11 protein-coding genes and 1 pseudogene are annotated in these 24660 nt (G+C 66.8%); 8 read left to right on the forward strand and 4 right to left on the reverse strand.

What is annotated here, in order from left to right:
- Positions 1-164: 164 nt before the first annotated feature.
- Positions 165-1520 (forward strand): hypothetical protein, encoded by a 1356-nt coding sequence (locus GA0115233_RS23770; RefSeq protein ID WP_093722305.1) that lies wholly within the window; start codon positions 165-167, stop codon positions 1518-1520.
- Between the two features lie 4 nt (positions 1521-1524).
- Here GA0115233_RS23770 and GA0115233_RS23775 read toward each other — a convergent pair whose 3' ends face one another.
- Positions 1525-2556 carry an NAD-dependent epimerase/dehydratase family protein gene (locus GA0115233_RS23775; RefSeq protein ID WP_093722306.1) on the reverse strand — a complete coding sequence of 344 codons (1032 nt, stop codon included), beginning with the start codon at positions 2554-2556 and terminating at the stop codon, positions 1525-1527.
- A gap of 258 nt (positions 2557-2814) precedes the next feature.
- Between GA0115233_RS23775 and drmD the strand changes: the two genes are divergently transcribed.
- From drmD to GA0115233_RS23810, 7 genes are all read left to right on the forward strand, one after another.
- Complete coding sequence (gene drmD / locus GA0115233_RS23780) at positions 2815-6219, forward strand: DISARM system SNF2-like helicase DrmD (RefSeq protein ID WP_255310329.1); 3405 nt, start codon at positions 2815-2817, stop codon at positions 6217-6219.
- Positions 6216-10250, forward strand: a complete 4035-nt coding sequence (locus GA0115233_RS23785) for an Eco57I restriction-modification methylase domain-containing protein (protein ID WP_093722308.1) — start codon at positions 6216-6218, stop codon at positions 10248-10250. The genes drmD and GA0115233_RS23785 overlap by 4 nt, the downstream gene beginning before the upstream one ends.
- Before the next feature lie 92 nt (positions 10251-10342).
- Positions 10343-13996: a DISARM system helicase DrmA gene (gene drmA / locus GA0115233_RS23790; RefSeq protein WP_255310330.1), complete on the forward strand. Its 3654-nt coding sequence runs from the start codon at positions 10343-10345 to the stop codon at positions 13994-13996.
- Positions 13993-16020 (forward strand): DUF1998 domain-containing protein, encoded by a 2028-nt coding sequence (drmB, locus tag GA0115233_RS23795; RefSeq protein WP_093722310.1) that lies wholly within the window; start codon positions 13993-13995, stop codon positions 16018-16020. Before drmA ends, drmB begins: the two co-directional genes overlap by 4 nt.
- Positions 16013-16753 (forward strand): DISARM system phospholipase D-like protein DrmC, encoded by a 741-nt coding sequence (gene drmC, locus GA0115233_RS23800; RefSeq protein WP_093722311.1) that lies wholly within the window; start codon positions 16013-16015, stop codon positions 16751-16753. Before drmB ends, drmC begins: the two co-directional genes overlap by 8 nt.
- A 111-nt stretch (positions 16754-16864) precedes the next feature.
- Positions 16865-17971: an XRE family transcriptional regulator gene (locus tag GA0115233_RS23805; RefSeq protein WP_218063528.1), complete on the forward strand. Its 1107-nt coding sequence runs from the start codon at positions 16865-16867 to the stop codon at positions 17969-17971.
- Complete coding sequence (locus GA0115233_RS23810; protein ID WP_176711916.1) at positions 17968-18573, forward strand: hypothetical protein; 606 nt, start codon at positions 17968-17970, stop codon at positions 18571-18573. The genes GA0115233_RS23805 and GA0115233_RS23810 overlap by 4 nt, the downstream gene beginning before the upstream one ends.
- Before the next feature lie 61 nt (positions 18574-18634).
- Here GA0115233_RS23810 and GA0115233_RS23815 read toward each other — a convergent pair whose 3' ends face one another.
- The 3 genes and pseudogenes from GA0115233_RS23815 to GA0115233_RS41175 all read right to left on the reverse strand — a co-directional run.
- Positions 18635-19699 carry a Wadjet anti-phage system protein JetD domain-containing protein gene (locus GA0115233_RS23815; protein ID WP_255310332.1) on the reverse strand — a complete coding sequence of 355 codons (1065 nt, stop codon included), beginning with the start codon at positions 19697-19699 and terminating at the stop codon, positions 18635-18637.
- A complete protein-coding gene (locus GA0115233_RS23820) occupies positions 19696-24153 on the reverse strand; it encodes a hypothetical protein (RefSeq protein WP_093722312.1) in 4458 nt (1485 codons plus the stop codon). The genes GA0115233_RS23815 and GA0115233_RS23820 overlap by 4 nt, the downstream gene beginning before the upstream one ends.
- 28 nt (positions 24154-24181) lie before the next feature.
- Positions 24182-24660 (reverse strand): annotated as a pseudogene (locus GA0115233_RS41175) (hypothetical protein); the annotation flags it as partial.

Genomic DNA, 24660 nt, shown 5'->3' on the forward strand with positions numbered 1-24660 from the left:
GCAGGACGGGGTGAGTGGTGACTATGTCGTGGGTATGACTTCTGACTGTCCTTTCGAGTGACACGATGACCCCGCTATGACTTCTTGCCGCCTTCTGGCGGGGGGCCGTTCCATCGGGCGTCCAAAGCGGTATGCCATGTAGGGGAACCGATTCCGGAGGGGACATGGACGAGGGCCGGCGCACGGTTCTGTTTCGGCTGGCGACCAGTAAGGGCATCCGCTCGCACCGGGCGTTCAGCGAGGCGTACGCGCGCGTCGCACAGCAATTACGCAGTGAGGGCTACGACGTAGCCCCGGCCCCAGGGGCGCGTCACTACGAGCGGTTGCTGACTGTGGGAGGCGTGAAAACGGCGCCTTACGCGCCCACCGCCCGTGTGCTGGAGCGGATGTTCGAGCGGCCGATCGGAGACCTGCTGCGTTCGGTCGCGGAGGACCCTCTGGCCGAGCGCGAGGAATCCGGTTCGGCTTCTTCTCCGCCTGTGCTCAACGAAAGTGAACTGCTGATGACCGCTCGGGATGCCGCCTCTCACTCCGGTGAAGCCGCCGCACTACGCCTGGATGAGATGACCCTCGACCAGCTCCACGACGACCTGGTGAAGCTCAGCCGTAAGTACGGCTGCACCGCGCCGGGTGAAGTCTTTCAAGAGGCGAACAACCTGCTCCGGCAGGTGCAGTTGAACCTCGAACGCACTCGGTCTCCCGAGCAGCACACCCGCCTCTATTACGCCGCCGCGCAAGCCAGTGCGCTGCTCGCCGCGGTCTCCTTCGACCTGGGGGCACTGGCGCCGGCGGTGTCGTTCGCCCGCTCGGCCGCTCAGTACGGCAAGACGATCGATCACGGTCCAGTGCAGGCTTACGCCTACGGAATGATGGCGTTCATGGCGTTCTGGGACGGCCGCCCCAGCGAATCCGTCCGGCTGGCCAAGACCGCCCAGCGGTTTGGCGGGCTCGGGGACACCGCTCGTCGGCGGCTGTACGCCATCGAAGCCCGCGCGTATGGACACCTGCGAGCTGACGGCCAGGCGCAGCATGCCATCCGTGCCGCTCTGGAGCAGACGAGCGGCCACCGTGACGAGTTGCATGACGACATCGGTGGAGAGTTCGGCTTCGACGCCGCCCGTACAGCCATGAGCAACGCGACGACATGTCTGCTCCTGCGCGACCCGACGGGCGCCGAGGAATTCGCTTCCACGGCCCTCTCCCTGCTCTCCGGCCGCCCGGAGCATGAAGCGCCGATCGTGGTGGCCGGGCCAGCCGCTATCGACCTCGCGCGAGCACGGTTGATGCGTAACGAGGTGGAGGGAGCCCAGGAGGCCCTGACGCCCGTTTTCAAGGTGGCGCCGGGCTGGCGTGGCTCAGGCATGATGGAGCGGTTGGTCGCTGCACGGATCGAGTTGACGCGTCCCCAGTTCAGGGGGGCGCCTGCCGCTGTCTCTCTCGCCGAGCAGATCGAGGATTTCACCGCCCTGTCCCCAGCTCGCAGGCTCGGCGCCCAGAGCCCTCTGGCGATCGAAGCCTGATCTTCTACCTGCCGAGTGCAGCCAGGATCACGGCTTCCTTCTCCGGCGTGATCCCGTGTTCGGCCCAACGGGGATGCTCAACCGGCGTCCCGCCGTCGCGGAGCCACTTCCAGGTGTCCTCGACCGTCTCCGCCAGCGGGCGGCACACCAGCCCCGCCGCCTGCGCTCGCGTCGACTCGATCCTCCACACGCCCGCATGGGTGCGCCAAAGCGGCAGCTCCGTCCACTGCTGAACGTCATGGTCCAGGAGCAGCTTGTCGGGGGCCCAAACCAGTTGAGCGTCGGCGCCAGTGGCGAGCACGCAGGCCGTCAAGAGGTCACTCATCGTTTCGCGGCCGATCGGTGCGACGCAGTTGTACGCACCGCCACGGTCGGCGACAGCCTGATCGAGCGCGAACGCAGCCACGTCGCGTGCGTCGATCGGCTGGATGGGCTTGTCCGGAGCCCCGGGGGCAAGCATCCGGCCGCCTCGGGCCGCACGGGCGAGCCACCAGGGAAGCCGGCCAACGTACTCGCCGGGGCCGAGGATGACGCCCGGCCGCAGGATCACGGCCCGGTCGTCACCGAACGCCGCGGTGGTAGCCCGCTCCGCTCCCGCCTTCTGTCGACCGTAGTACCAGTCCGGACCGTCCCAACCATCCGGAAGGCGACCATAGTTGACGTCAGCGTCAGGCGGCCCGTCCAGGACTTCCGAATCCTCGGTGAGCGGGTCGTTCGGCCACCCTCGGTAGGCGTTGACGGTGGAGATGTAGACGTATCGGGCGGCCACGGGCTCCAGGGTTCGGGCACCGGCGAGGACATCACGGGGCGCCATCTCGGAGGCGGAGGTGTCCACCACGGCGTCCCACGGCCCCTCCCCGGCGAGCCGGACAAGGTCGGCGGCGACGGTGCGGTCCCCGCGGACCGTCCTGGCCCCCGCGGGCGCAGAGCCGGATCGGCCGCGGTTGAAGACCGTCACCTCCCAGCCGCGATCGAGCGCGGTCTGGGCGACCGCCCGTCCCAAGAACCAGGTCCCACCGAGTACGAGAATTCTCATGGAGGCGATCCTGCCGTGAGGCAGTGGCCTTGCGAAAGGTCGTCAGTTCCCAGTCGTCCACTCGCGGGCTCCTGCCACGGCGCCATGAGCGGCACCGCCGTACTGCGGGACCGTGCCGAGCGGGTCGCTCGTGCCGACACCGTGGCGGCGGTTGTAGACCGTCTCCGCGGTGTGGGAGCCGTCCGCCCACTGGGGCTCCCCGCGGCCCGACCGTCCGGATCACCGACCGTACCGACGCGGCACGCACCCTCAACGACGATGACCGACACTGGCTGCGCGACCGGCATGACGACCTCAAGGACCGCCGGACGTTGCGGGCCAGCCTTGTATTGCGGCTGCGGTGCCGATCTGAGCGACTTCGCGCGGGTCGCGGCAATGGTCGGGGATACTGGTACGTCGATGATCTCCAGAGATCACTCGGCTGGGTGTGACGCATTGATGAAGGAGTCTCGTCAGGTGGCGACCGCTACGGAGTATCCGCAGGGCGCAGAGGGCGGCACAGGGCGGACGGCGGCGCTTCCGCCGGTTCCTGAACCGGGGCAGGTGGTGAAGGTCCGGGGCTCCATCTGGGCGGTCTCAGACGTCCGCCGCCAGGGCCTGCCACGGAGCCCCGCCGACGAAGGAGCCCCTGGGCTCGCCCACGTCGTGAGTCTCCAGTCACTGGATGAGGATCGGCTCGGTCAGGAGCTGACCGTGGTCTGGGAGCTGGAGGTCGGCCACACGCTGCAGCCCGATCAGGGCCTTCCTGAGGTGGTGCGGCCGGACGCGTTCGATGACCCGAACACGCTGGCAGCGTTTGTGGACGCGGTGCGCTGGGGCGCGGTGACGTCGGCGGACGCGAACTCCTACCAGGCCCCCTTCCGCAGCGGTGCGAACGTCGAGGCGTACCAGCTCGAACCGCTGCGTCGCGCTCTGCAATCTTCCCGTACGAACCTGCTGCTGGCCGATGATGTGGGCCTTGGGAAGACCATCGAGGCCGGCCTGGTCGTCCAAGAGCTGCTTCTGCGCCACCGAGCACGGACCGTGGTCATCGTGTGCCCGCCGAGCCTGTCGCTGAAGTGGCAGGACGAGATGCGGGAGAAGTTCGGTCTGGACTTCGTGATCGTCAACAGCGACCTGATGGCGAAGGTCCGGCGGAGCCACGGGTTGAACGCCAACCCGTTCCGACTGTTCCCGCGCGTGATCGTCAGCATGTCGTGGCTGCCGTCACTGCGGGCCCAGCGTCTGCTGCGCGACGTCCTGGCCGATGTGCGCAAGACCTCCAGCGCCCGACGTTTCGCCTTCGACGTCCTGGTGGTCGACGAGGCTCACCACGTGGCCCCGGCAAGTCCGACGACGGCCCCCGGTCAGCGTGGGTACGCGGTGGACAGTCACCGTACGACGGCGACGAAGGCGCTGGCGGACGTCTGCGAGCACCGGCTGTTCCTCAGTGCGACCCCTCACAACGGCTACTCGGAGTCGTTCACGGCGCTCCTGGAGATGATCGACAGCCGGCGGTTCACTCGCGGTGCGAGCATCGATCAGCGCGCTCTGGGCGAGGTGCGGGTCCGCCGTCTGAAGAGCGACCTCCCGGACAAGGGATTCAAGTCCCGCAAGCTGCTGACGATCCCGTTCACGCCCTCCGAAGACGAGCAGGAGCAGTTCGACCGGCTGGCACGGATGCTGACAGAGGCCGCCCGAGCGAAAGGCAAGGGCAAGGGCGGCGACATCGTCGCGATGCTGCTCAAGAAGCGCTTCCTGTCCAGCCCGTGGTCGTTCGCCCGGACCATGGAGCTCTACGAAGCGGCTGCTGACGACAACCGACAGCTGGAACTGGACGAGGACGAGTACTACACCGAGGTCATCGGAAGCGGGCAGTCCGATGAGGAGGAAGGCGAGGCCGAGCACCCCGAGTTCACCGCGCTGCGGCACAGCAAGGGAACGGACCCACTGACCGACGCGATCACCAGCGAGGCAGCCTCGCTGGTCGCGTGGGGCTCAAGCTACGAGCACAAGCCGGACTCCCGGCTGGAGGCTCTGGTGTCCTTCCTCGACGCGCACTGCCGGACATCGGACGGCCGGCACTGGACGAACGAGCGCGTCGTGGTGTTCACCGAGTACGCCGCGACGCTCGACTGGATCGCCGGCGTGCTCCGGCAGCGCGGCTACAAGGACGCACTGGAGACGATCCAGGGATCCACCCCGATCGAGGAGCGCGAGCTGATCCGCGCCCGGTTCACCGAGAGCCCGGACAAGCATCCGGTGCGCGTGCTGCTCGCCACGGACTCCGCTGGCGAGGGCATCGACCTCCAAGCTCACTGCCACCGGCTGGTTAACTTCGACATCCCGTTCAACCCGTCCCGCCTGGAACAACGAATCGGCCGGATCGACCGCTACGGACAGACCAAGAACCCGGAGATCTACCACTTCAAACCCGTGGCCTCCTCTTCCACGTACGCGGCGGACATGGAGTTCATGGGGATCATCGCCAGGAAGGTCGGCACGGCGACCCAGGACCTGGGGAAGGTCAACCAGGTCATCGACGCCGAAGTTCAGGAGCACTTCAGCCCAACCGGGAGCCTGCGCAAGCTGCGTCCGGCGGTGCCGGACGACGGCGATGAGGCCATGAACGAGGCTCTGGCCGGCGGTATCGAGCTGAACCGGCAGCTCACCGAGCTGACCGCGACCTACGAACAGCGCAAGGAGGTCATGCACCTCACACCGGGCAACGCACGCCGCGTCGTGGACACCGCACTGACCCTGGACTCCCAGCCGCCTTTGGTGGAGACCGGCGACGCGGACACCGACGCCCAGGTATTCGAGCTACCGAACCTCGGCCGCACCTGGCAGCCCGCCCTGCGCGGCCTCGACACCCGTCTCCAGCCGGGCGTCCTGCGCTCCATCACCTTCGACGACAAGGCCGCGGCGAATCGCACGGATCTTGTGCACATCCACCTGGGCCACGCCCTCATGCAACGCGCCACACGCACCCTTCGCGGCGCGTTGTTCAGTGTGGACGCGCCCGTCAACCGGGTCACCGCCGTCGTCACACCGGGCCTGCCCGAATCCTGCGTCGCCGCAGTCTCCCGACTCGTGCTTGTCGGCCGCGGCGGCCTGCGCCTGCACGAAGAGGTCTTCCTCACCGGAATCCGGCTGCGTGGCCAGGCACTTGCCGAGTCCAAGGTCGAGCAGGTTCTCGACGAGACCCTCGACTCACACGACCTCGTCCTGGCCGACGAGCAGGTCCGCGCTCACCTCGCGGCCCTGTGGAACGCGGACGATGCCCGGCTGCGTACCCGGCTGCTCAACGCGATGAAGCGCAAGAGCGAGAGCAGGCAAGAAAAGGTCACCGAAGCACTCAAGAAGCGCCAGGAAACCGACATCACTCGCGCTCACGAGATCTTCGGGGCCTTCCGGGTCAACCTGAGCGATTCCCGCGACCGGCTTGACCAGGAAATCCGCGAGCAGAAGGAGCAGTTTCTGTTCACCGACGACCAACAGAAACAGCGCCGCCGCGACCTGCAGAACATGATCGACCGCCTTGAAAGCCTGGGCGATGAGGAAGCGCGCGAGATCGCCGCGATCCGGGAGCGCTACAGCGACATCCGGCCCTACGTATCGGCCGCCGCGGTCGTGTTCGCCCTCACCCCCGAAGACGCGAAGAACGGAGCGGTTCAGGCATGAGCAGGAAGCACGCCCCGACCATCGCCGACCTCCACCGCGCCTGGCTCGCCCTGGTCGACACCGACGGCCCCTTCCTCGCCGTCCCCGCACTCGAACGAGCCTGGCCCCAGGGCATCCCTCAGCCCGATGCCCGCGCGCTCGCCTTCATCAAGGACGCCAAACCCGCCTTCGAGAAGGCATGGGAGCACTGGGACACCCACCCGGAGGACGACGCCGCCCTCGACCTCTACCGAGAAGCCCGTGACACCTGGGTGGACGGTGTCCTGCGCCAGGGCCTGCGCTGGGGCACCGCCTACACCGTCCCCGCCCCGACCACCGCTGAGGTCCGCTCACCCGATCACGCCGTCACCGTCCGCGCCAACGGAGCCCTCATCCACGGTGAGAACATCGGCGCGCTCGTCCTGCTCACTGACCCCGTCGACTCCCTGCGCGACCCGCTCACCGATGGCTGGTCCGCCAGCCCCATCGACCGCATGGAGGAACTCCTGCGGACTTCTGGTGCCACCATCGGCGTGGTCACTGACGGCCGCTGGTGGGCGATCGTCAGCGCCCGTCCGCAGACGATGGTCGCCTCCGGCATCGTGGACTCCCAGACCTGGATCGAGGAGCCCCAGGCCCGCAACGCCTTCGTCGAACTCCTCCAGCGCAAGCGCCTCGTCGGAGGCAGGGCCCAGGACCGGCTCACCGAGCTGTTCGCCGAGTCGGTCACCGCCGCCGAGAAGATCACCGAAGCGCTCGGCACCCAGGTCCGCCGTGCCGTCGAACTCATCGTCCAGGCCCTGTCCGAAGGCGGCCTCAAGGCGGTGCGCCGACGAGAGCCCGACCCACTGCCGGCAGAGCGCGGCCAGGTCTACGAAGCCGCCGTCACCGTCATGATGCGCGTCGTCTTCCTCCTCTTCGCCGAAGAACGCGGCCTGCTCCCCGAGAACCAGCTGTTCGCCATGGGCTACGGCGTCAGCGACGAACTCGGCAAGCTCGACGCCCGGCAGAAGGAGGAAGGTGACCAAGCCATCGACGCCACTTCGCTCACCTGGCACCGCCTCCTGGCCACCTCCCAGGCTCTCTACCGAGGCGCGACTTTCGAAGACCTCCGCCTACCCGAGTACGGCGGCTCACTCTTCGACCCCGCTCGCTTCCCCTTCCTCACCGCCCGCAACTCCCAGGGCTCCCTCGCGATCACGGTCAGCGACCGCGTCATGCTCGAAGTCCTGCGTGCCATCCAGATCGCCCAGCTACCCGGCGGAGCTCGCCAGATCTCCTTCCGCGACATCGACGTCGAGCAGATCGGCTACATCTACGAGGGCCTCCTCGGCTATTCCTGCGTCGGTGCGGACGAAACCGTCGTAAGTCTCATCGGCAGCCCCGGTTCCGAACCGGAAATCCCCCTCGCCACCCTCGAAAACCTCGCCGAAACCAAGCGCAGCGACGCAGCCCTGGTTGACGCGATCCTTGCCTGGATCAAGCAGAACCAGCCAGCCGCCAAGCCCCCGACCAAGGCCGCCCTGACCAAGGCCCTCCAGACGAGAGACACGCTCGACGACGCCGACAACGCCCTGCGTGACCTCACCGACGACGCCGACCTTCGCGACCGACTGCGCCCCTTCATCGGGATCATCCGCCGCGACCTTCGCAACCGACCCCTCGTGGTAGAACCCGGTGGCGTCCTTCTCGTGGAAACGCCCTCTCGGGCCTCGGCCGGCGCTCATTACACGCCCCGGTCGCTCGCCGAGGACGTCGTACGCCACGCCCTCGAACCCCTCGTCTACTCACCCGGCCCCCACCAGACCGCGGACCGGGACGCCTGGCAGCCCCTGTCCTCCGACGACATCCTCGACCTCAAGATCGCCGACATCGCGTGTGGCTCCGGTGCGTTCCTCGTCGCCGCAGCACGCTTCCTCGCCGACCGTCTGGTGGAGGCATGGCAACGCGAAGGGGTGGCCTATGGGCGCACGCCGCACGAGCTCAACGTTCACGCCATAAGGATGGTGGTGGCCACCTGCCTGTACGGCGCGGACATCAACGCCATGGCCGTAGAGATGTGCAAGCTGTCCCTGTGGTTGGTCTCCCTCGACCCCAAGTTGCCGTTCTCCTTCGTCGACGACAAGGTCCTCCATGGCAACGCACTCCTCGGCCTGACCAACGCCCGCCAGCTTCGCGAGCTCCAAATTGACCCGGACTCGGCCGGCGCTCAGACCAGCTTCCTCGACCTCGATATCGACGGCACCCTGAGCAAGGCCGCCCGCTTGCGTCGTCAGCTCGCCACCGAGGTTGACGACAACGACCCCCAACGCTCCGCAGCTACCAAGCGACGCCAGTGGCGCACCTATCAAGGAGTTGTCGCCCAACTTTCGGATGTGGCCGACGGGGTGATCGCCGCTGGACTGCAACTGGGCGGAAAGCCAGGCAAGAAGCTGCGTGAGGCGTACGAGAACCTGCGCATCGCAGTCGATCTCGCCCATCCCGGGGAGGGAGAGACGCCGAACCGGGCAATGCTCGACGGCATCCTGAAAGCAGGGCTCACCCCAACCGTTGAGACGGACTACGAGCGGTGGAAGCCGCTGCACTGGATCCTAGCCGTGCCAGATGTCATGGAACGTGGCGGCTTCGACGCGATCATCGGCAATCCGCCCTTCCTGGGTGGACAAAAGCTCACCGGCACTATGGGCACCAACGTCCGCGACTGGTATGTCAACACCCTCGCGCACGGTCGCAAAGGCAGTGCCGACCTCGTGGCGTACTTCTTCCTTCGCGCCTACAAACTGCTGTCCCAACGGGGCAGGTTGGGTTTGATCGCGACGAACAGCGTCGCCCAGGGTGACACGCGGCAGGTCGGCCTCGATCAACTGGTCGCCCAGGGTTTCACGATCACCCGCGCCGTGCAGAGCCGATCTTGGCCGGCGGCAAGCGCAAACCTGGAGTACGCAGCTGTATGGGGGAGCTGCGGTCCGGTGGAAGACGCAGTTTCCCGGGTTGTCGTAGAAAGCGAGTGCGACATTGAGGTGAAGCGAATCTCCACACTGCTGGAGCCAGGCGGTCGAGTGAGCGGCGACCCGAGGTGGTTGGCCGAGAACGCCAAGATCGCTTTTCAAGGCTGCACTGTTCTTGGCATGGGATTTGTGCTTGAGCCGGAACAGGTGACAAGTTGGATCGAGGCGGATCCTAGTAACGAGGATGTCATCTTCCGATACCTAAGCGGGGAGGACCTCAATTCTCGCCCGGATAGCTCTGCACCTCGATGGGTTATCGACTTCAATAATCGGTCCGAGCAAGAAGCTAAGGCGTACGAACTGCCGTATCGCCGAGTACTAAGTGAAGTTAAGCCGGAGCGATCCAGGAGTAACCGAAAGGTCTACAGAGACTATTGGTGGCAGTTTGCCGAGAAGCGTCCCGCTATGCGAGAGGCGATTGCCGACCTAGATGAAGTGCTCGCGATTGCGCGTGTCAGCAAGACTGTTATGCCGGTCCGGGTGCCGAACGGTCAGGTATTTCATGAGAAGCTGGTTGTGTTTGCCACAGCCGATTACGTTGATCAAGCGGTCTTGTCGAGCAGCCTTCATCAGATGTGGGCGGTAAAGTACGGAACCACGATGCGTGTGGATCCGACCTATACGCCATCCACTGTCTTTGAGACGTTCCCTCGTCCAGAACCCAATGAATCGCTTGCTAAGGTCGGCCGCGCTCTTGATGTCTCGCGCCGAGAGATCATGCTACGCCGCGGCTTGGGCTTGACCAAGCTTTACAACAGGGTCAACGATCCGGACGTCTCAGGATCTGCTGACGCGGATGTAGCCCTTCTCCGTCAGATTCATGTAGACCTTGATCGTGCCGTGATGGCTTCCTATGGATGGGACGACGTTCCTCTGGACCATGGGTTCCACAATTACCGGCAGATGCAGCGCTGGACGGTGAGCCCCACGGCCCGCGTGGAGATCCTGGATCGGCTGTTGGAGGAGAATCATCGTCGCGCCGCCGTACAGGGTGATGTGACACTGGCAGAAGAGGATGGCGACGAGGAAGAGGGCGACGAGTGACTACCGGATCCGCAGCACAGTCGCAGCGGCCCTCTGCGCGGCAGGATCAGGCGTACCATCTCGCCCTTGACCCGGACGAACGTTCCTGGACGGTGCGCGAAAATCTCGTCGACATCCTGGAGCGTGAACTCCTTGGTCCGGCAGGCGGTCCCGAGGAGATCCTCGACGGTGCTCCGGACTCCGCGTATCTGGTCGGCCGTATCGCCCCGGTCCGGCTGACCGCCGGCCAGGATGACCCCACCCAGGCAGATTCTGCGGAGGCCGCGACCGACGTCGGTGACGCCGTGGACGCGGCCGAGAGCCGGGGCGTGCCCCTGACCGCGGTGGACGAGAGCAGTGCCGGCTCGGAAGAGGACGACGTCGAGGACCAGCCGCAAAAGCGCGGGCTGATGATCCCGGCCTCGATGGGGTTGCGTTGCCAGATCCCCGACGGCCTGGACGCGTTCACCGTGGTGACCGAGTTCGGCACGTACGAGCCGGTGAAGGAGAAACAGGGCGAGGGCGGGGAGCCGACCTCGCGCCTTCGCCGGTATCAGCGCACGCCGCACAGGTTCGAAACCACGGTCAAGGTCAGCGAGCTCATGCCGTCCCGTACGACGACGTTCGTGCTGAAGGACAAGGTCGTGCTGCGGGTGGACCGCCACGACGACGCCGAGCGTGGCTGCCGGCTGATCGAGATCGCGCTGTGCAACGACCAGGAGACGCCCCGCAAGATTCCTGTGGAGGCGTGGCTCTACCAGACTCGGCTCTGCGTCGAGACCGCTGAGGGCACGGCCGTGTTCCTGCCGGTCAACGATGTTCTGGAGGACACTCGCTACGAGCCGGACGACGAGGTGCGTCGTCTGCAGCTGCAGTACCGCAACCGGCTGGAGTTCGCCGTCGGGCGGACCTGCTCGGTGGACTGGGAGGCGGACAAGGACGCGCGCCGCGCCAGCAGGGTGTGGACGACGTGGCTGCCGACCAGCGAGACACCACAGATCGCCGCCGAGGAGATCGAGGCGGCGATGCTGGACATGCGTCAGCTGGAGGAGGCCACCCCGGAGCAGCTGCGCGCGGGGCTGGAGCCGATCGTGTCCGCTTATGCGGCCTGGCTCGACGCCGAGGAACAGCGGGCCGAGGCGCTGCCGGAGCATCTTCGCCCCGAGGGCCGGGAAGCAGTCGGCGACGCACGCAAGGTACTGAGTCAGCTCGATGAGGGACTGAAGTTCCTGCTGGATGATGCCGAGGCGCTGCGGTGCTTCAGGTTCATGAACCGAGTGATGGCCGACCAGCGTGTCCAGTCCCAGGTGGCGCAGCGGCGTGCGAACCAGAACGAGGACGACCGCGAAAGCATCGAGCAGGCGCGCGAAGCCATCCTGGAGGAAGGGCAGCAGGGGGAGCGGGGCAACCGCGCGCACTCGTGGCGTACCTTCCAGCTCGCCTTCGTCTTGATGCAGTTGCCGTTGCTGTCGGACCCTGCAGCCGAGAAGCGGTCCGGTGCTCTTGCTAAAGCCCAGCTGCTGTTCTTCCCGACCGGCGGCGGCAAGACGGAGGCGTACCTGGGGCTGGCCGCCTACACCTTCGCTATCCGGCGCCGTCAGGGCGTCATCGACGCGTTCGACGGTCCGCTGGACGGCCGGTCGGGCGTGGCGGTGCTGATGCGCTACACGTTGCGGCTGCTGACCGCCCAGCAGTTCCAGCGGGCCACGGCTCTGGTGTGTGCTGCGGAGCGGGCCCGGTTGAAGGACCCGGCGACGTGGGGCCAGGAGCCGTTCCGCATCGGACTGTGGGTCGGTACCGATGTGAGCCCGAAGTGGTACGACGAGGCTGAAAGCCAGCTGGAGAAGGCCAACCAGGGCCGCGGCTACCGGCTGACCGTGCTACAGATCCAGCGCTGCCCCTGGTGCGGTACCCGCATCGAGGCGCGGGACGTGCGGGCGGACAAGGCGCATCGCCGCGTGTACGTCTACTGCGGCGACGAGATGGCCGAGTGCCCCTTCGCCGATGGCGGCGAGGTCGATGAAGGACTTCCGGTCCTGACCGTCGATGAAGAGATCTACCGGCTCGCCCCCGCCTTCGTGATCGCCACGGTGGATAAGTTCGCCCGGCTCGCACGCGAGGGCGAGGCGGCATCGCTGTTCGGGCACGTCTCGCGGCGCTGCGAACGGCACGGCTTTGTCCACCCCGACTACTCGCACTGCGCGATCAAGGACGGCAGCAAGCACCCGAAGAAGGACGGCCTGGAGGCCGCCGCGGTGCACCCGGCGACGCGGCTGCGACCGCCGGACCTGATCATCCAGGACGAGCTGCACCTGATCACCGGTTCTCTCGGCACCACGGTTGGACTTTTCGAGGTCGCCGTCGACGTGATGACGAGCTGGCGCACTCATGACGGACAGCCCGTGCGCCCCTTGGTGGTGGCCTCTACGGCCACCGCCCGCAATGCAGCCGACCAGGTGCGGGCTCTGTACGGGCGGTACGTGACCATCTTCCCGCCGCAGGCGCTGGACGCCGGCAACACCTTCTTCTCCAAGGAGATCGAGATCTCCGAGAAGGCTCCAGGACGCCGGTACGTCGGGATCAGCACCACGGGGGTGCGTCTGACCACGGCGGAGATCCGCGTGGCCGAGGTGCTCATGGCCGGCGGGCAGCTGCTTCTTGACCGTTCGGGCAAGGCGGCCGATCCGTATATGACGCTGGTCGGCTACTTCAGCGCGACGCGTGAGCTGGCCGGTATGGCCCGGTACATGGGGGATGACATTCAGACGGCGTTGGCCAAGCGTCGTCCTTGGTCCAGGCTGCCGAGCCGGACTGGCACCAACTTCGGGGCACTTCATGTGGCCGAGCTGACCTCGCGTGTGGCCAGCGCGGACATCACCTCCACCCTGGATCAGATGTCGGTCGCATTCGACCCCGGTTTCGACTCCACCGCGGGCAAGCGGAACCTTCGCACCTTGCGAGAGGCGAAGACGCGCGTGCCCGAGCGGGAAGTGAACCCGTACGACGTGGTGCTGGCCACGTCCATGCTTCAAGTCGGTGTAGACGTGACCCGGCTCGGGCTGATGCTCGTGGTCGGTCAGCCGAAGAACACCGCCGAATACATCCAGGCGTCCTCGCGCGTCGGCCGTGACGCCGACCGCCCTGGCCTGGTCGTATCGTTGGGCAACTGGGCACGACCGCGTGACCTGGCCCACTTCGAGCAGTTCCGGCATTACCACGAGACGTTCTACGCGCAGGTCGAGGCGTTGTCGGTGACGCCGTTCTCGGTCACTTCGCTGGAGCGTGGTCTGGACGGCGTCCTGGTCAGCGCGGCCCGGGTCCTGCAAGCCGTACGCGCCCAGGGGCTGTCCCCGGAAGACGGCGCCGACCGCATCGAGACCGAACGGCACTTTGCCACCGAGCTCATCGAGGCGCTCGTGCGCCGCATCGAGCTGACCGGCAACGAGGACGCAGCCGAGCGGGCCCGGCACCGGCTGGAGAACCGACTCGACCAGTGGGGCAAGCGCCGCAAGCACCTGGTGGAACTGCGCAAGTCACTGGTCTACGAGAAGGTCACCGACGACAGTCGGCACGACGCCCTGATGATGAGTGCCGAGGACGCCAAGTCCGGTATCGACACTCGGGACGCGCCACCATTCATCGTGGCCAACTCGATGCGTGAGGTGCAGCCGGAGATCAACCTCCTGGTCAGCCCGATCAAGGAACGACTGGTGTACATCGAACCCATGACTGCGCCCCAGTGGGTGATGCCGGAGGAGAACTCGTGAGCGACCAGGAGCGCTTCGTCTACGACGCAGCCAGGGCCGTCGACCCGCTCGGTGACCTGGAAGAGGAGGCCGAGAAGCAGGCGAAGCACAACCGCGCCAAGGTCGGCTCGGCCCGCCCCTCCTCCCTGCTCTACACCTACGGCCCCGGCTCGATCATGGACCTGCCGCAGTTCACGATCATGCCCACTGGCCTGGACGACTGGGAGCGCATCTGGCGCCGCCGTGGTACACCTCCGTCCATCCACGCACCGCGGCTGAAGCAGGTGGTGCGGTTCATGCTCGGTTCCAACGATGTCGAACTGCGCCCTCACCCGTGGCAGCCGAAGAAACACAGCCGCTCCATGGAAGGCAACGACCTGGGGGTGCCGGCCCGCGTGTTCCCGCAGTGGCTGCGATGCACCGGCTGCGACCTGCTCGGCAAGCTCTCTCAGTTCGACTACAAGAACACCCACCCCTACCGCACCGATCTGGCCATCTTTGAGCACACCAAGTGTCCCGGGCGGGCCGGGAATCGCAGCCGCAAGGCGATGCGCCGCCCGGCGGTGCCCGCCCGGTACCTGCTGGCGTGCGTCGACGGGCACCTGGACGAATTCCCCTACGACCTCTGGGTGCACCACGGCCAGCCGTGCTCCAACGCCGAACTCCCCGTACTGAAGATGGTCGACCGCACCGCCGGCAAGGGTGCATCGGCAGTGATCCGCTGCGAATCGTGCCAGGCACAGCGACCGATGAACGAGGCGCAGGGCGAGGCCGGCAAGGCCAAGCTTCCGGACTGCCGGGGCCGCCATCCGCACCTGGACGCCTTCGACCACCGCGGCTGTGGCCAAAAGACCCGTCTGATGCTGGTCGGTGCCTCCAACCTGTGGTTCCCCGCCACCCAGTCGATCATCGTCATGCCCGACTCCCCGCAGGAGAAAGCACACGACCTCGCCGACCGGATCCGCACCACACTGGGCGACAAGCTCGACAAATACCGCGCCCACCTCGACATCCTCCGGGACCTGCTGGAGACCTCGCAGGTGGACGTCTCCGACCTGACCGACTCTCAACTGGCCGCGGCTGTTGAAGCTGCCTGTGCTCCACAGGACACCCCGGAGGAACAGGCGGAAAAACGCCAGAACTGGGATCCGGTCGACCTGCTGGTCCCCGAATGGCAGCATCTGCTGCTGCCTATGCTCGGCAAGCGCAACGAAGATCCCAAGAGTGGACTCACCCTGGCCACCCGCGAGCGCGGCCCCCTGCTCCGACCAGAGATCACCCGTGTCCTGGCCGTCGAAAAGCTTCGCAAGGTCAACGCCCTGGTCGGCTTCACCAGGATCGACGACATGGACCGTGTCGGCGACCTCTCGCGCCGTCTGGCGCCGCTGACCCGGACGGCCCGGCCGACATGGACCGTGGCGACCGAAGACCGCGGCGAGGGCATCTTCCTCCAGCTCGACGAGACCTCCGTCGCCGGCTGGGAGAAGCGCATCCTGGACACCGACGTGTGGCAGGCCCACCGAGAAGCGCACCAGCGGAACTTCGAGCGGCGCTTCTCCGAGACAGCCGGCCAAGTCGACCCCGACAGCCGCCTCAAGCCCCCGCGCTACTGGCTCCTGCACACCTTTGCCCACGTCCTGATCCGTGAACTCGCCCTCACCTGCGGCTACTCGGCCGCCAGCCTGAGCGAACGCCTCTATGCCTGGCCCGAAGCCGAGAACCGGGAGCCTGCAGCCGGACTCCTGATCTGCACCACTGCCTCGGACAGCGACGGGACCCTCGGCGGCCTCGTCCAGCTCAGCGAGCCCACCCGGTTCCAAAGCGTCGTCACGGGCGCTCTGCGCAAGGCACGACGTTGTTCCTCCGACCCGGTCTGCTCCATGCGCACCCCGCAGACCCCAGAGGACTTCCTCCACGGCGCCGCCTGCCACTGCTGCGTCATGGCTTCGGAAACCTCCTGCGAGCGTGCCAACCGGTTCCTCGACCGCCGCTTCCTGCTCGACCTGCCCGGAAGCAGCTTGGGCTATTTCTCGTCCGATGAGTGACGCCCCGGCCGGCCTGCGCCTGGGTCAACTCCTCACCCGCAGCGAGGCCAAGGGTGTCGCCGACCGGCTTGCCGACGGCGACACCCTCACCTCCGCGCTCAAGGCCGTAGCCTTCGGCCACCGAGCGGAGGCCAGGAAGCTACTGGAGAACGTAGCCGCAGGACCCGGGGCAGCAGCCCACCACATTGTCCTCCTGCGCGCGATCGAGGGCGCACGGACGCTGCCCGCCACGGTCACTCCGCTGTGGACCATGCCCGGCCATCTGGCCCAGAGCGGACCGCTCACGACATCCGTGCCCTACCTCGTCGACAACGCGCGTCACACGGTGACCTGCTCAACCTTCAATTTTCAGCGCACCTCCGGCCTGTGGACGGCCCTGCACAAGGCCGCACAGCGCCCCGAAGTCGCCGTACGCGTCTACCTGGACGCCAGGGCCGCAGACGACAGCGTGGCGTTCCGGGCACCCACCACCAACGAGGTTGCCGCGCATCTGAGACCCGCTGCGGTATGGCGAACCAAGACCTTCGACGGCACCTACGTCCGAAATCACGCCAAGTTCCTCGCCATCGACCACCATCTTCTCCTCGTGACCAGCGCCAACTTCTCGTGGAGCGCGGAGAACAACAACGTCGAGTTCGGAGTCCTCATCGACAACCCGGCCCTCACCGAGACCGTTGAACGCGAGATGAGCGAAGCCGAAGGCACCCTGTATGAGCAGGTCAAGGTCAGATAGCACTAGACCGTCGCACCCTTGAGGCGAGCCGTGGCCAGCGTCCACGCGGACGTCGGACATCGCGCACGGCGCGCCTTGTGAACTGCACAGACGGCGGACTACTGTCCACGGGTGTCCAGCATCTCCGATCGCGTGAGAAGCCTGATCGACCAGTCGGGCCTTAGCCTTCGCGACTTCGCCGACCAGGCCGACCTCGACGCCGAGCAACTCACCGAGTGCCTCAGCGGTACGAGCCCCTTCTCGTCCGTCGACCTCGCTGTCATTGCCGATGAATTCCACGTCTCGATGGATTGGCTGCTCACCGGGGCTGAGCAGCCACTGGCCGTGGCAGCGAGAACGACCACCGGAAAGGCGGCCGAAGCACTGGCAGTCGCCCGGGATTACGTTGCCCGGCGCGCCGACCTGGACAAGCTGGGCTATCCCCAGCCCTGGCGGCCCGTCTCCCCGACAGCGCGTTCCGGCAATGGCTACGCAGCCCAGGGAGAGGCGCTGGCGAGATCAGCTCTGAAGGCGGTGCAGCACCACGGACGGTCCGTACCCCAGGACGGCCTGCCCGAAATGATCGAGGCGGTCTTCGGCGCTGATGTGGCTGTCGAGCCGCTGGGCGACGGCTTTGACGGCCTCGCCGCGATGGGCCAGGGTGCCAAGCTCATCGTCCTGAGCACGACGTCAAACCCGGCGCGTCAGCGCTTCACTCTTGCCCACGAGCTCGGGCATCTCCTCGCCGACGACGACCAGGACGTCCACCTCGATCGCGACATTTTCGACCAGGCCCAGAAGAAGGATCCGAGCGAGCAGCGAGCCAACGCGTTCGCCTCCGCCTTCCTGCTGCCCGAGCAAAGCCTGCGCGATGCGGTCAGCGCAGCGAAGCTGACGCGGGAAACCTTCAGCGCGCTGTGCTGCGACTTCAGGGTCAGCCCCGAGACCATGGCCTACAGACTGCTCAAATTGCGCGTGATCGACGCTGGCGCTTGCGACTACTACAAGCGCATGACCGTCCGCGAGGCCGCAGTCGTCGCCGGCCGCGCAGACGAACTCGACCGGCGAATCGCGGCCTCGGAGAAGAAGAGGCTCCCTGGACTCCTGGCACGCGACACGCGCGCCGCCTATGAGGCCGGCAGGGCAACCCTGCGTCCGTACGCATCGCTGCTCGGCGTTGACGTCGACAAGCTCAGGGAGCAGCTCGCGGCCGAACAGGACAACGGCGGTGCCGCATGAGCGACATCCTGTTCCCGGACAACACAGTCCTGTGCAACTTCGCCGCCATCGAGCGCCTCGACCTGCTTCGTGCCGTCCTGGACGGCCGCGGCAAGTGGACCGAGGCGGTGGCACGGGAGGCCCACAAATCGGCCGAGAAGCTGCCTGCCCTTCACGAACTGAGGCAGCAAGGCTGGCTCGGCGAAGCCATCCGAGTAACCGCTTCGAACGACCGCGAGAGCGTCGGGCATCTCCGCACAGCCGTGTTCGGCGGCCAAGCCGACCGGAACCTTCAGCACCTCGGAGAGGCTGAGACTTGCCACATCATCCAGCACTGGCCCCAGTTCGCTGGCGCGTGGTGGATATCAGACGATAGGTCTGCCCTTGAGTATGCGATCAGGCAGGGCATCATGACGGCGGAGACGCTCGGCATCATGCAGCTGGCCGTGAAAGCGGGATTAGTCACGGCGGAGGAGGGCTACGCCCTGATGCAGAAGATGCACCAGCTGGAACGCTATCCGCGGCTTCCTGGCTCTATTGCAGACCTCGCAGTCCTCCCATGGTCCCTTGTAGAGCTTCTGCCTGGACAGAGCGACGACGAAGCCACCGCACACGCCACGTAGCAACTCGTGACGTGGCGGTCATGCCGTCGGGCCTGAAGGCGCCCACGATCTCCCGACGAGCTCAAGGGCACCAGGTGGCGTCGCCGGACAACTGGTTACGGTTGGTGGCTTCCTGCGCAACACGGCGGCCTGACAGCAGGACCTCGTGGGTCCTCTGTCGCAGTCTGGGCGGCAGCCATGCCGTAAGCGTGTGAGCGCGCTCAGCGGAAACCACCTGACCCGGGGTGGAGGCGTGACTCAGGAGGAGGTCGTACAACGCGGAGGCGGGTTCGACCGGGGGCAGCCCGCACTGAGTGGCCGTTACTGAGGCGCGGGCGGGAATGGACAACCCCTCGGCGTCGAGGTCGCCGTAGTAGACGATCCGTTGGATTCCGTGGATCTCTTTGACCGTTTCGACGGAGGCTTCAAAGGCTCTTCCGGAGCCGAAAGCCACGCCTCTGGTGCGCCCGGGATTCGCGGTGAGCAGGTCTCGGAGTGTGGCGTAGGTGTCGCTGTTCTCGGCGACCAGGAGAGTGTCTCCGTCACCGAGCAATCGGTAGGCGAGGGGCGGTGGTTCGCGAAAGGTGCCGAGCTGTTCCAGGGTAAGGCGGCCGGGGGCGAACAGCGCACCGGAGAGGAGACCGTCGAGACGCTTTTCGTCCCGGAAGATCTCGTAGGAGCGTTCGCGCAGGGGGATCGGTACGCGAACTTCGGGGCGATTGCTGGTGTCGCGGAACCATCGGTTGATGAGGGCCAGGTCCTCGTGATGGGCGGAGGTGAGGTATGCGGTGTGGGCCCAGTCGAGTTCTGGGCGGTAGGAGCGCCGTGTGCTGACAGCAGGAGGCTTGCGCGGGGTGACTGCGGGCAACCGGATCTGTTCGGGCAGGGCGGGACGGCCTGCGTCCCATTTGTGTCTCTGGCCGTGAGGGAGTCGCAGGGTGCCGGCGTCGGAGAGTTCTTCGAGCAGGGTGGCCAGTGCGGTGCGGGAGTCCTCACCGCGGGCGGTGCCGGGTAGGGCCGTGGTGAAGGCTTCCATCACGGTGGCGCGCGGCACGGTGGCCCTCTCGGCGCGAGCGTGCAGTGCGGCACTGAGGCGGACGGCGCCTGGTGAGAGGCGAGGAAGCTGCTCGGGGGTGGGCGCGGTCATCGGTTCGTATCCCCCTTGGTGTACAGGCGTGCGGAGCTGAGGTAGCCGTTTGCTGCGGGCTCGTGGGTTTCCGGGGCGGTCCGAGGCGTGGGGATGAGGGCGTTGCGGACGTGGTCGTCGAGGCGGATGCGGGAGAGGCCGGTGCGGGCTTCGGCGTCGTTGCGCAGCTGGATGGTGGCGGGGAATCGGGCCGTTACGGCTTCGTCGCTCAGGCCGGTGGTGTAGATGAGCTGGATGCCGAGGGCTGCCGCCATCTGCGTCTGGATGTCGACGAGGTAGGGGGCATTGGCGCGGCCGATGGGGTTGTCGAGGAGGAGCAGTCCGCCGTGGCGGGTGCGGCTGCGGGGGCCGGGGGAGGTGCGCAATGCGGCGAGAGCGCAGTAGAGCAGGATGGCGCCGGTCAGTTCCTGGCCACCGGAGAAGATCTTGCCCATCTTCTCGACTGGTACGCGTTCGATCCGTTGGGTGGCGTTGGGTTTCATGACCTCGGCGGTGAAGCGGGGAACGGCTGCGTGCAGGCAGCGCATGACCACCTCGGTGCCTTTGAGTTTGCGGGTGCGCGGGTTGGCGGCGAGGTTGTCGATGGTTTCGCGCATGTGGGCGGTGAGCACGGAGGGCTCGGGCTTCCTGTAGCGGATGGTGAGGAAGCGCTGCCCTGCCCAGGGCGTGGGACCGTCGGGGAAGAGGGAGAACCGGCTTGCCTGGTCCACTTGTTGGAGAAGTTCGGTGACGAAGCCGCTCAGCTGGGACACGAGGGCCTCACGCGCCTTGCTCATGCCTTCGAGCTGGGTCGTCAGGGCTGCGGCAGCGCGGTGCAACGCCGTAGTCCACTCTCGGGCGGCGGCGGGGATATGCCGCCGGTCAAGAGCCGAGATCTGGTTACGCAAGGGGATGTCGAGTTGCTCGAAGCGGACGTCGCCGGCCTGGTCCTTGAGCAAGGACACGCTGTCTTCGACGCGGCGCTCGGTGCTGGTGAGCGTGCGCCGGGCGTCTTCGTATCGGGCTGTGGCTTGCCGTACGGCGGGTTCGGCCCCATCAGCGGTGCCTTCGTAGGGGTCCGCCGCGGGGTGAATGCCGAGCTGCTCGATCGTGGCATCCAAGCGGGCCAGGACACGACCGAAGGCGTCGAGTTCGCGCGTGTGCTGGCTCTGCTGCCTACGGGCCGCGTTGTACTCCTCGCCGGCACCGCGTTCGGCCTGCTGCGCCTCCGCGTGGGCGTGCTCGGCACGCGCGGTGAGGTCATAAGCCTCTTCGAGGGAGTGTGGGGTCCACTGCGCGACGTCTTGAGTGCTGATGGCTTGTGCCTCGGAGGCGAGCGTGTGGTGTCGTTCCTTGAGACGGCTCTCCTTGTCCCGAAGGCGCCGTAACTGGTCGTGGAGATCGTCGATCTGTTGGCCCAGATCGCGCTGTACGGCGTCGCGCTGGACGTCATCCGCCGCGGCGGGAGAACGGCTGTACTCCAGGGCGAAGGGCTTGACCCGGTCAGGGACCTGCGCCCACTCGTCCTGGCAGGCGCGCAAGGCATCTTCTGCTTCCTTGGCCCGCTGACGCTGGTCCTCTCCGATGTCCACACTCCGCAGGTCCTCGAGTGCCTGCTCATAGCGGTGCTGGAGGACGGTAAGCGCTTCGCCGGGCGCTCCCTTGGCGTACTGAGCCTGCTCGGCCTCGGGCGTAGCGGTGACCTTCTTCCGCGCCTGGGCATGGCTCTGGGCCTGCTGGACGGCGGCTTCCACCGCCTGGGTCATGCGTGCGATGTTGCCGTGTGCCGTCTCCTCTTTCTCGCCCAGCTCTTCGAGTTCGCGCTGACGCTGCTGAGCTTCTTCCTCTAGCGCGGTGATCCGGTCGCGTGCCTGGCTGGCTTTCGCCTCGGCTTCCGCGAGGCGACGCATCGCGTGCGCGGCCTCGGTGGCCTCGCGGTGAGCCGCTTCCTGTTGTGCGTAGACCTCCTCGGCAGCGGTGACGGCGTCGTCGTTCCGTTCGGCACTGGCGCACGCTACCTCAAGGCTGGCCTGGGATGCCTGCGCTGCTGTCCGGAGCTCCTGGAGCTGTTCGAGCCGTGCCCCTACGCTTACGGAGCCGATCTCGTCCAGCCAGTACGTGATCTTGTTGTCCAGGTCGCGGGTGACGCTGATGCGTTCCTCGAGCTCACCCAGTGCCTGCGCGGAGGCTGCCAGGCGTGCCTCGACCTCGGCTCGTTCGAGTGTCGCGGCCTGTTCGTCATGCAGGGCCGGGGTCGGCTCGGGCACCATCCGGCCGCTCGTGTCGGGCACCGGCGTCAACATCCGCTCCCCGGTTCCTACCGCGACGGCCGCCGTGGGCAGGGGACGGGTGCGCTCCAGATGACGCTGCGCCTGATCCAGCGCTGCCGGGCCGCCGCCCACGATGATGCCGCCGACCAGGTCCGGGTGGTCGTTGATGAGGCGCTGGTGATCGTCCGCCGGGACGTTGTCGCGCAGCCACTGCCAGCCGGAGACGGCGTCGATACCCTGGGCACAGAGGTCGGCACACAGGGAGCGGACCTCCTTGGTGGCGGGCAGGAGGCCGTCGCTGGTATCCAGGGCAACGAGGAGTTCTTCATCTGCGCTGTGCTGGAGCTGTGTTTGCCTGAGGGCACCGTCCAGAGCGGTGATCTTCCGCCCGATCAAGTTGTGCAGGGCAGCGTAGTGGTCGGCGAGCCAGGTCAGGGCATCGCTGTCCTGCAGGTCTTCGAGGCCGAGTTCAAGCAGTTCCGCAGTCACGGGGTGGCGGCGCACGGAGTCGGCGCGGACGCGGACCCGGTCGGTCTCCGCTTCGGCCGCTTCTGCTGCGCGGCGGTCTTCGAGAGCCCGTTCCTGCAGCGCCGGCAGTTGCTGATATGCCTGCGTCCGGCGGCTGCGGGCCTCATCCTGTGCCTTCTTGGCCTCTACACAGAGCTGACCGTGGTGATCAGCTTCGTTGCCCATCCGGGAGGCGGCGTCGGCAGCACTTTCGCCGGGCTGTACCTGTCCCTCTTCCCGTGCGGTGTGCAGCTGCTCTTCGAAGTCCTGCACTTGACGGCGCAACTGGCGCTGCTCTACCTCAGCCGTACCGGCATCCCTATGGAGCGAGTTGCTTCGTTCCCGCCACTGCTGGATCTTGCTGCGAGACTGAGAGATCTCCTTCTCCAGATTGCCGGCCTCGGCGCGTGCCTGCGCTTCCGCCGCCGCGTAGCCCGCCCGCAGCGCTGCCGCGGCGGTATCACACGCCTGCACATAGGGGGCGGCGGTTTCCTCGGCCTCGGAGAGGGACCGCTGCATGCGGCCGTGGCGCTCCTGGGCAGCCGCGTGACGCACAGCGACCGGGACACTGCGCCAGCCAGCAAGGTGGTCTTCCAACCGTTGCGTCGTCGCAGCGACTCGCTTCTGTTCCTCGACTGATTCGCCCAGCTCGATACCGCAGGTAGCCCAACGCACATGCGCCACACGTGCATTGGCGACGTCCAGTTCCTGCTTGGCCGCTTCATGTGCTCGGTATGCGGTATTGACCGTGCCTGTGGTGGCCTGTGCCGCGGCGGCGAGGATCTGATGCCGACGCATCAGCCCTGCGGCCAGGGCGGTGAGGTCGCCCTTGGCCTGGCCAGCCTCGCGCTGCTGGTCGGTGTGCTCCTGGTACCGCTCGGCCACCCGGGCGCAGATCTCCTCCATGGCCAGCGCGAACTCTCGCTCCTTGACCAGTTTCTCCCGCTGGTCGTGGGCGCCGGCATACGTCTCGAAGGCACTACCGAGGCTGGCGTACTTGTCGTCGTCGTTGGCCTTCTCCAGAAGCCACTGGACGAACGCTCCCGCACTTGAAGTGGTGAACGCCTCGGCCGCCCCGCTCTCGGTGGCGTTCATCTTGCGCTGGACATCGAAGAGGCCAGGTTCAAGACCCAGACCGGCCTGGTGTTTCTCCCACTTCTCCTGCCCGTCCACGATCTGCAGTTCCAACGCCTCCACCGTGGCCTGCAGTTCGCACAGCTCGGTGTAGTAGTGGTCGAACGGCAACCAGTGACCGTCGCGGTGGAAAGGTAGATCGTCCGCGGATAAGGCGGCACCCGGGTGGAAGCTGTAGAAGCGGCGCCTGAGCTTGCCATCGCCCTCGGGTGCGAGGATCTGTGCGGTGACCAAGAGCCTGCCAGTTCGGGCATCAGCCCACTCCAGGACGATGTGGGAGGGCTGAGCCGGAGAAACGACGAAGCTCCGCAGCTCCTCCGGGTCATGGTGACGCAACGGGATCGTGGTGCACGTGATGCCGGTCAGCAGCACACCCTTGCCGCCGCCGTTCTGAAGCATGACCAGACTGGCCGGTGAGGGCCGCTGCGTGACGTGTCCGGGCGTCGGCATCAGGGATGCTGTCTCAACCAGGGGGCCCACGCCAGAGAAGTCCAGGTTCACGTCTTCGTAGCGGGCATCGCGCGGCCCGAAGTTGCGCAGCAGGATGCGGTTCAACTCGTACATGGAGAGGGGTCCTTACATCGCGATGGCGTCAGGTGGCTGGGGCGGAGTCCGGGAGCATGCCGTGGTCCATAGCGTCGGGCTGCTTCGGATCCTTGGATGGGAGCGGCGCATCGTGCTGCGGCAAGGCCGCCACGCCCAGGGCGGCCAGCTCCTGGAGCATCTCCCGGGCTGCCTGGTCACGGATGTGCAGCCTGTACAGGACGTTGGTGGCGTACGTGCCGCCCTCTTCCTCACTGGTCGCGCGGACGAACCCGCGCTGCTCGAGATGGTTGAACGCCTTCTTCACCAGCGCGTAAGTCGCCGACCGCGGAGTCCTGTCCTTGTCCGTACGACCGGTGGGGTTGCGACGCAGGTAGGCCCGCCACAATCCCTCCAGCCCGGGGCTGCCGGCCGGCGGGTCGGTGTCCACGTCGGCGGCTGCAGCGCGGCGCTCAAGGACGGTCGCATAGGCCCTAACGTCTCCGTCGACCTTCTGTACCGAGACCCGGCCGACGTGCTCGTCGTCGG

The organism is Streptomyces sp. DI166, assembly GCF_900091315.1.
In the GTDB taxonomy this organism is placed as follows: domain Bacteria; phylum Actinomycetota; class Actinomycetes; order Streptomycetales; family Streptomycetaceae; genus Streptomyces; species Streptomyces fuscus.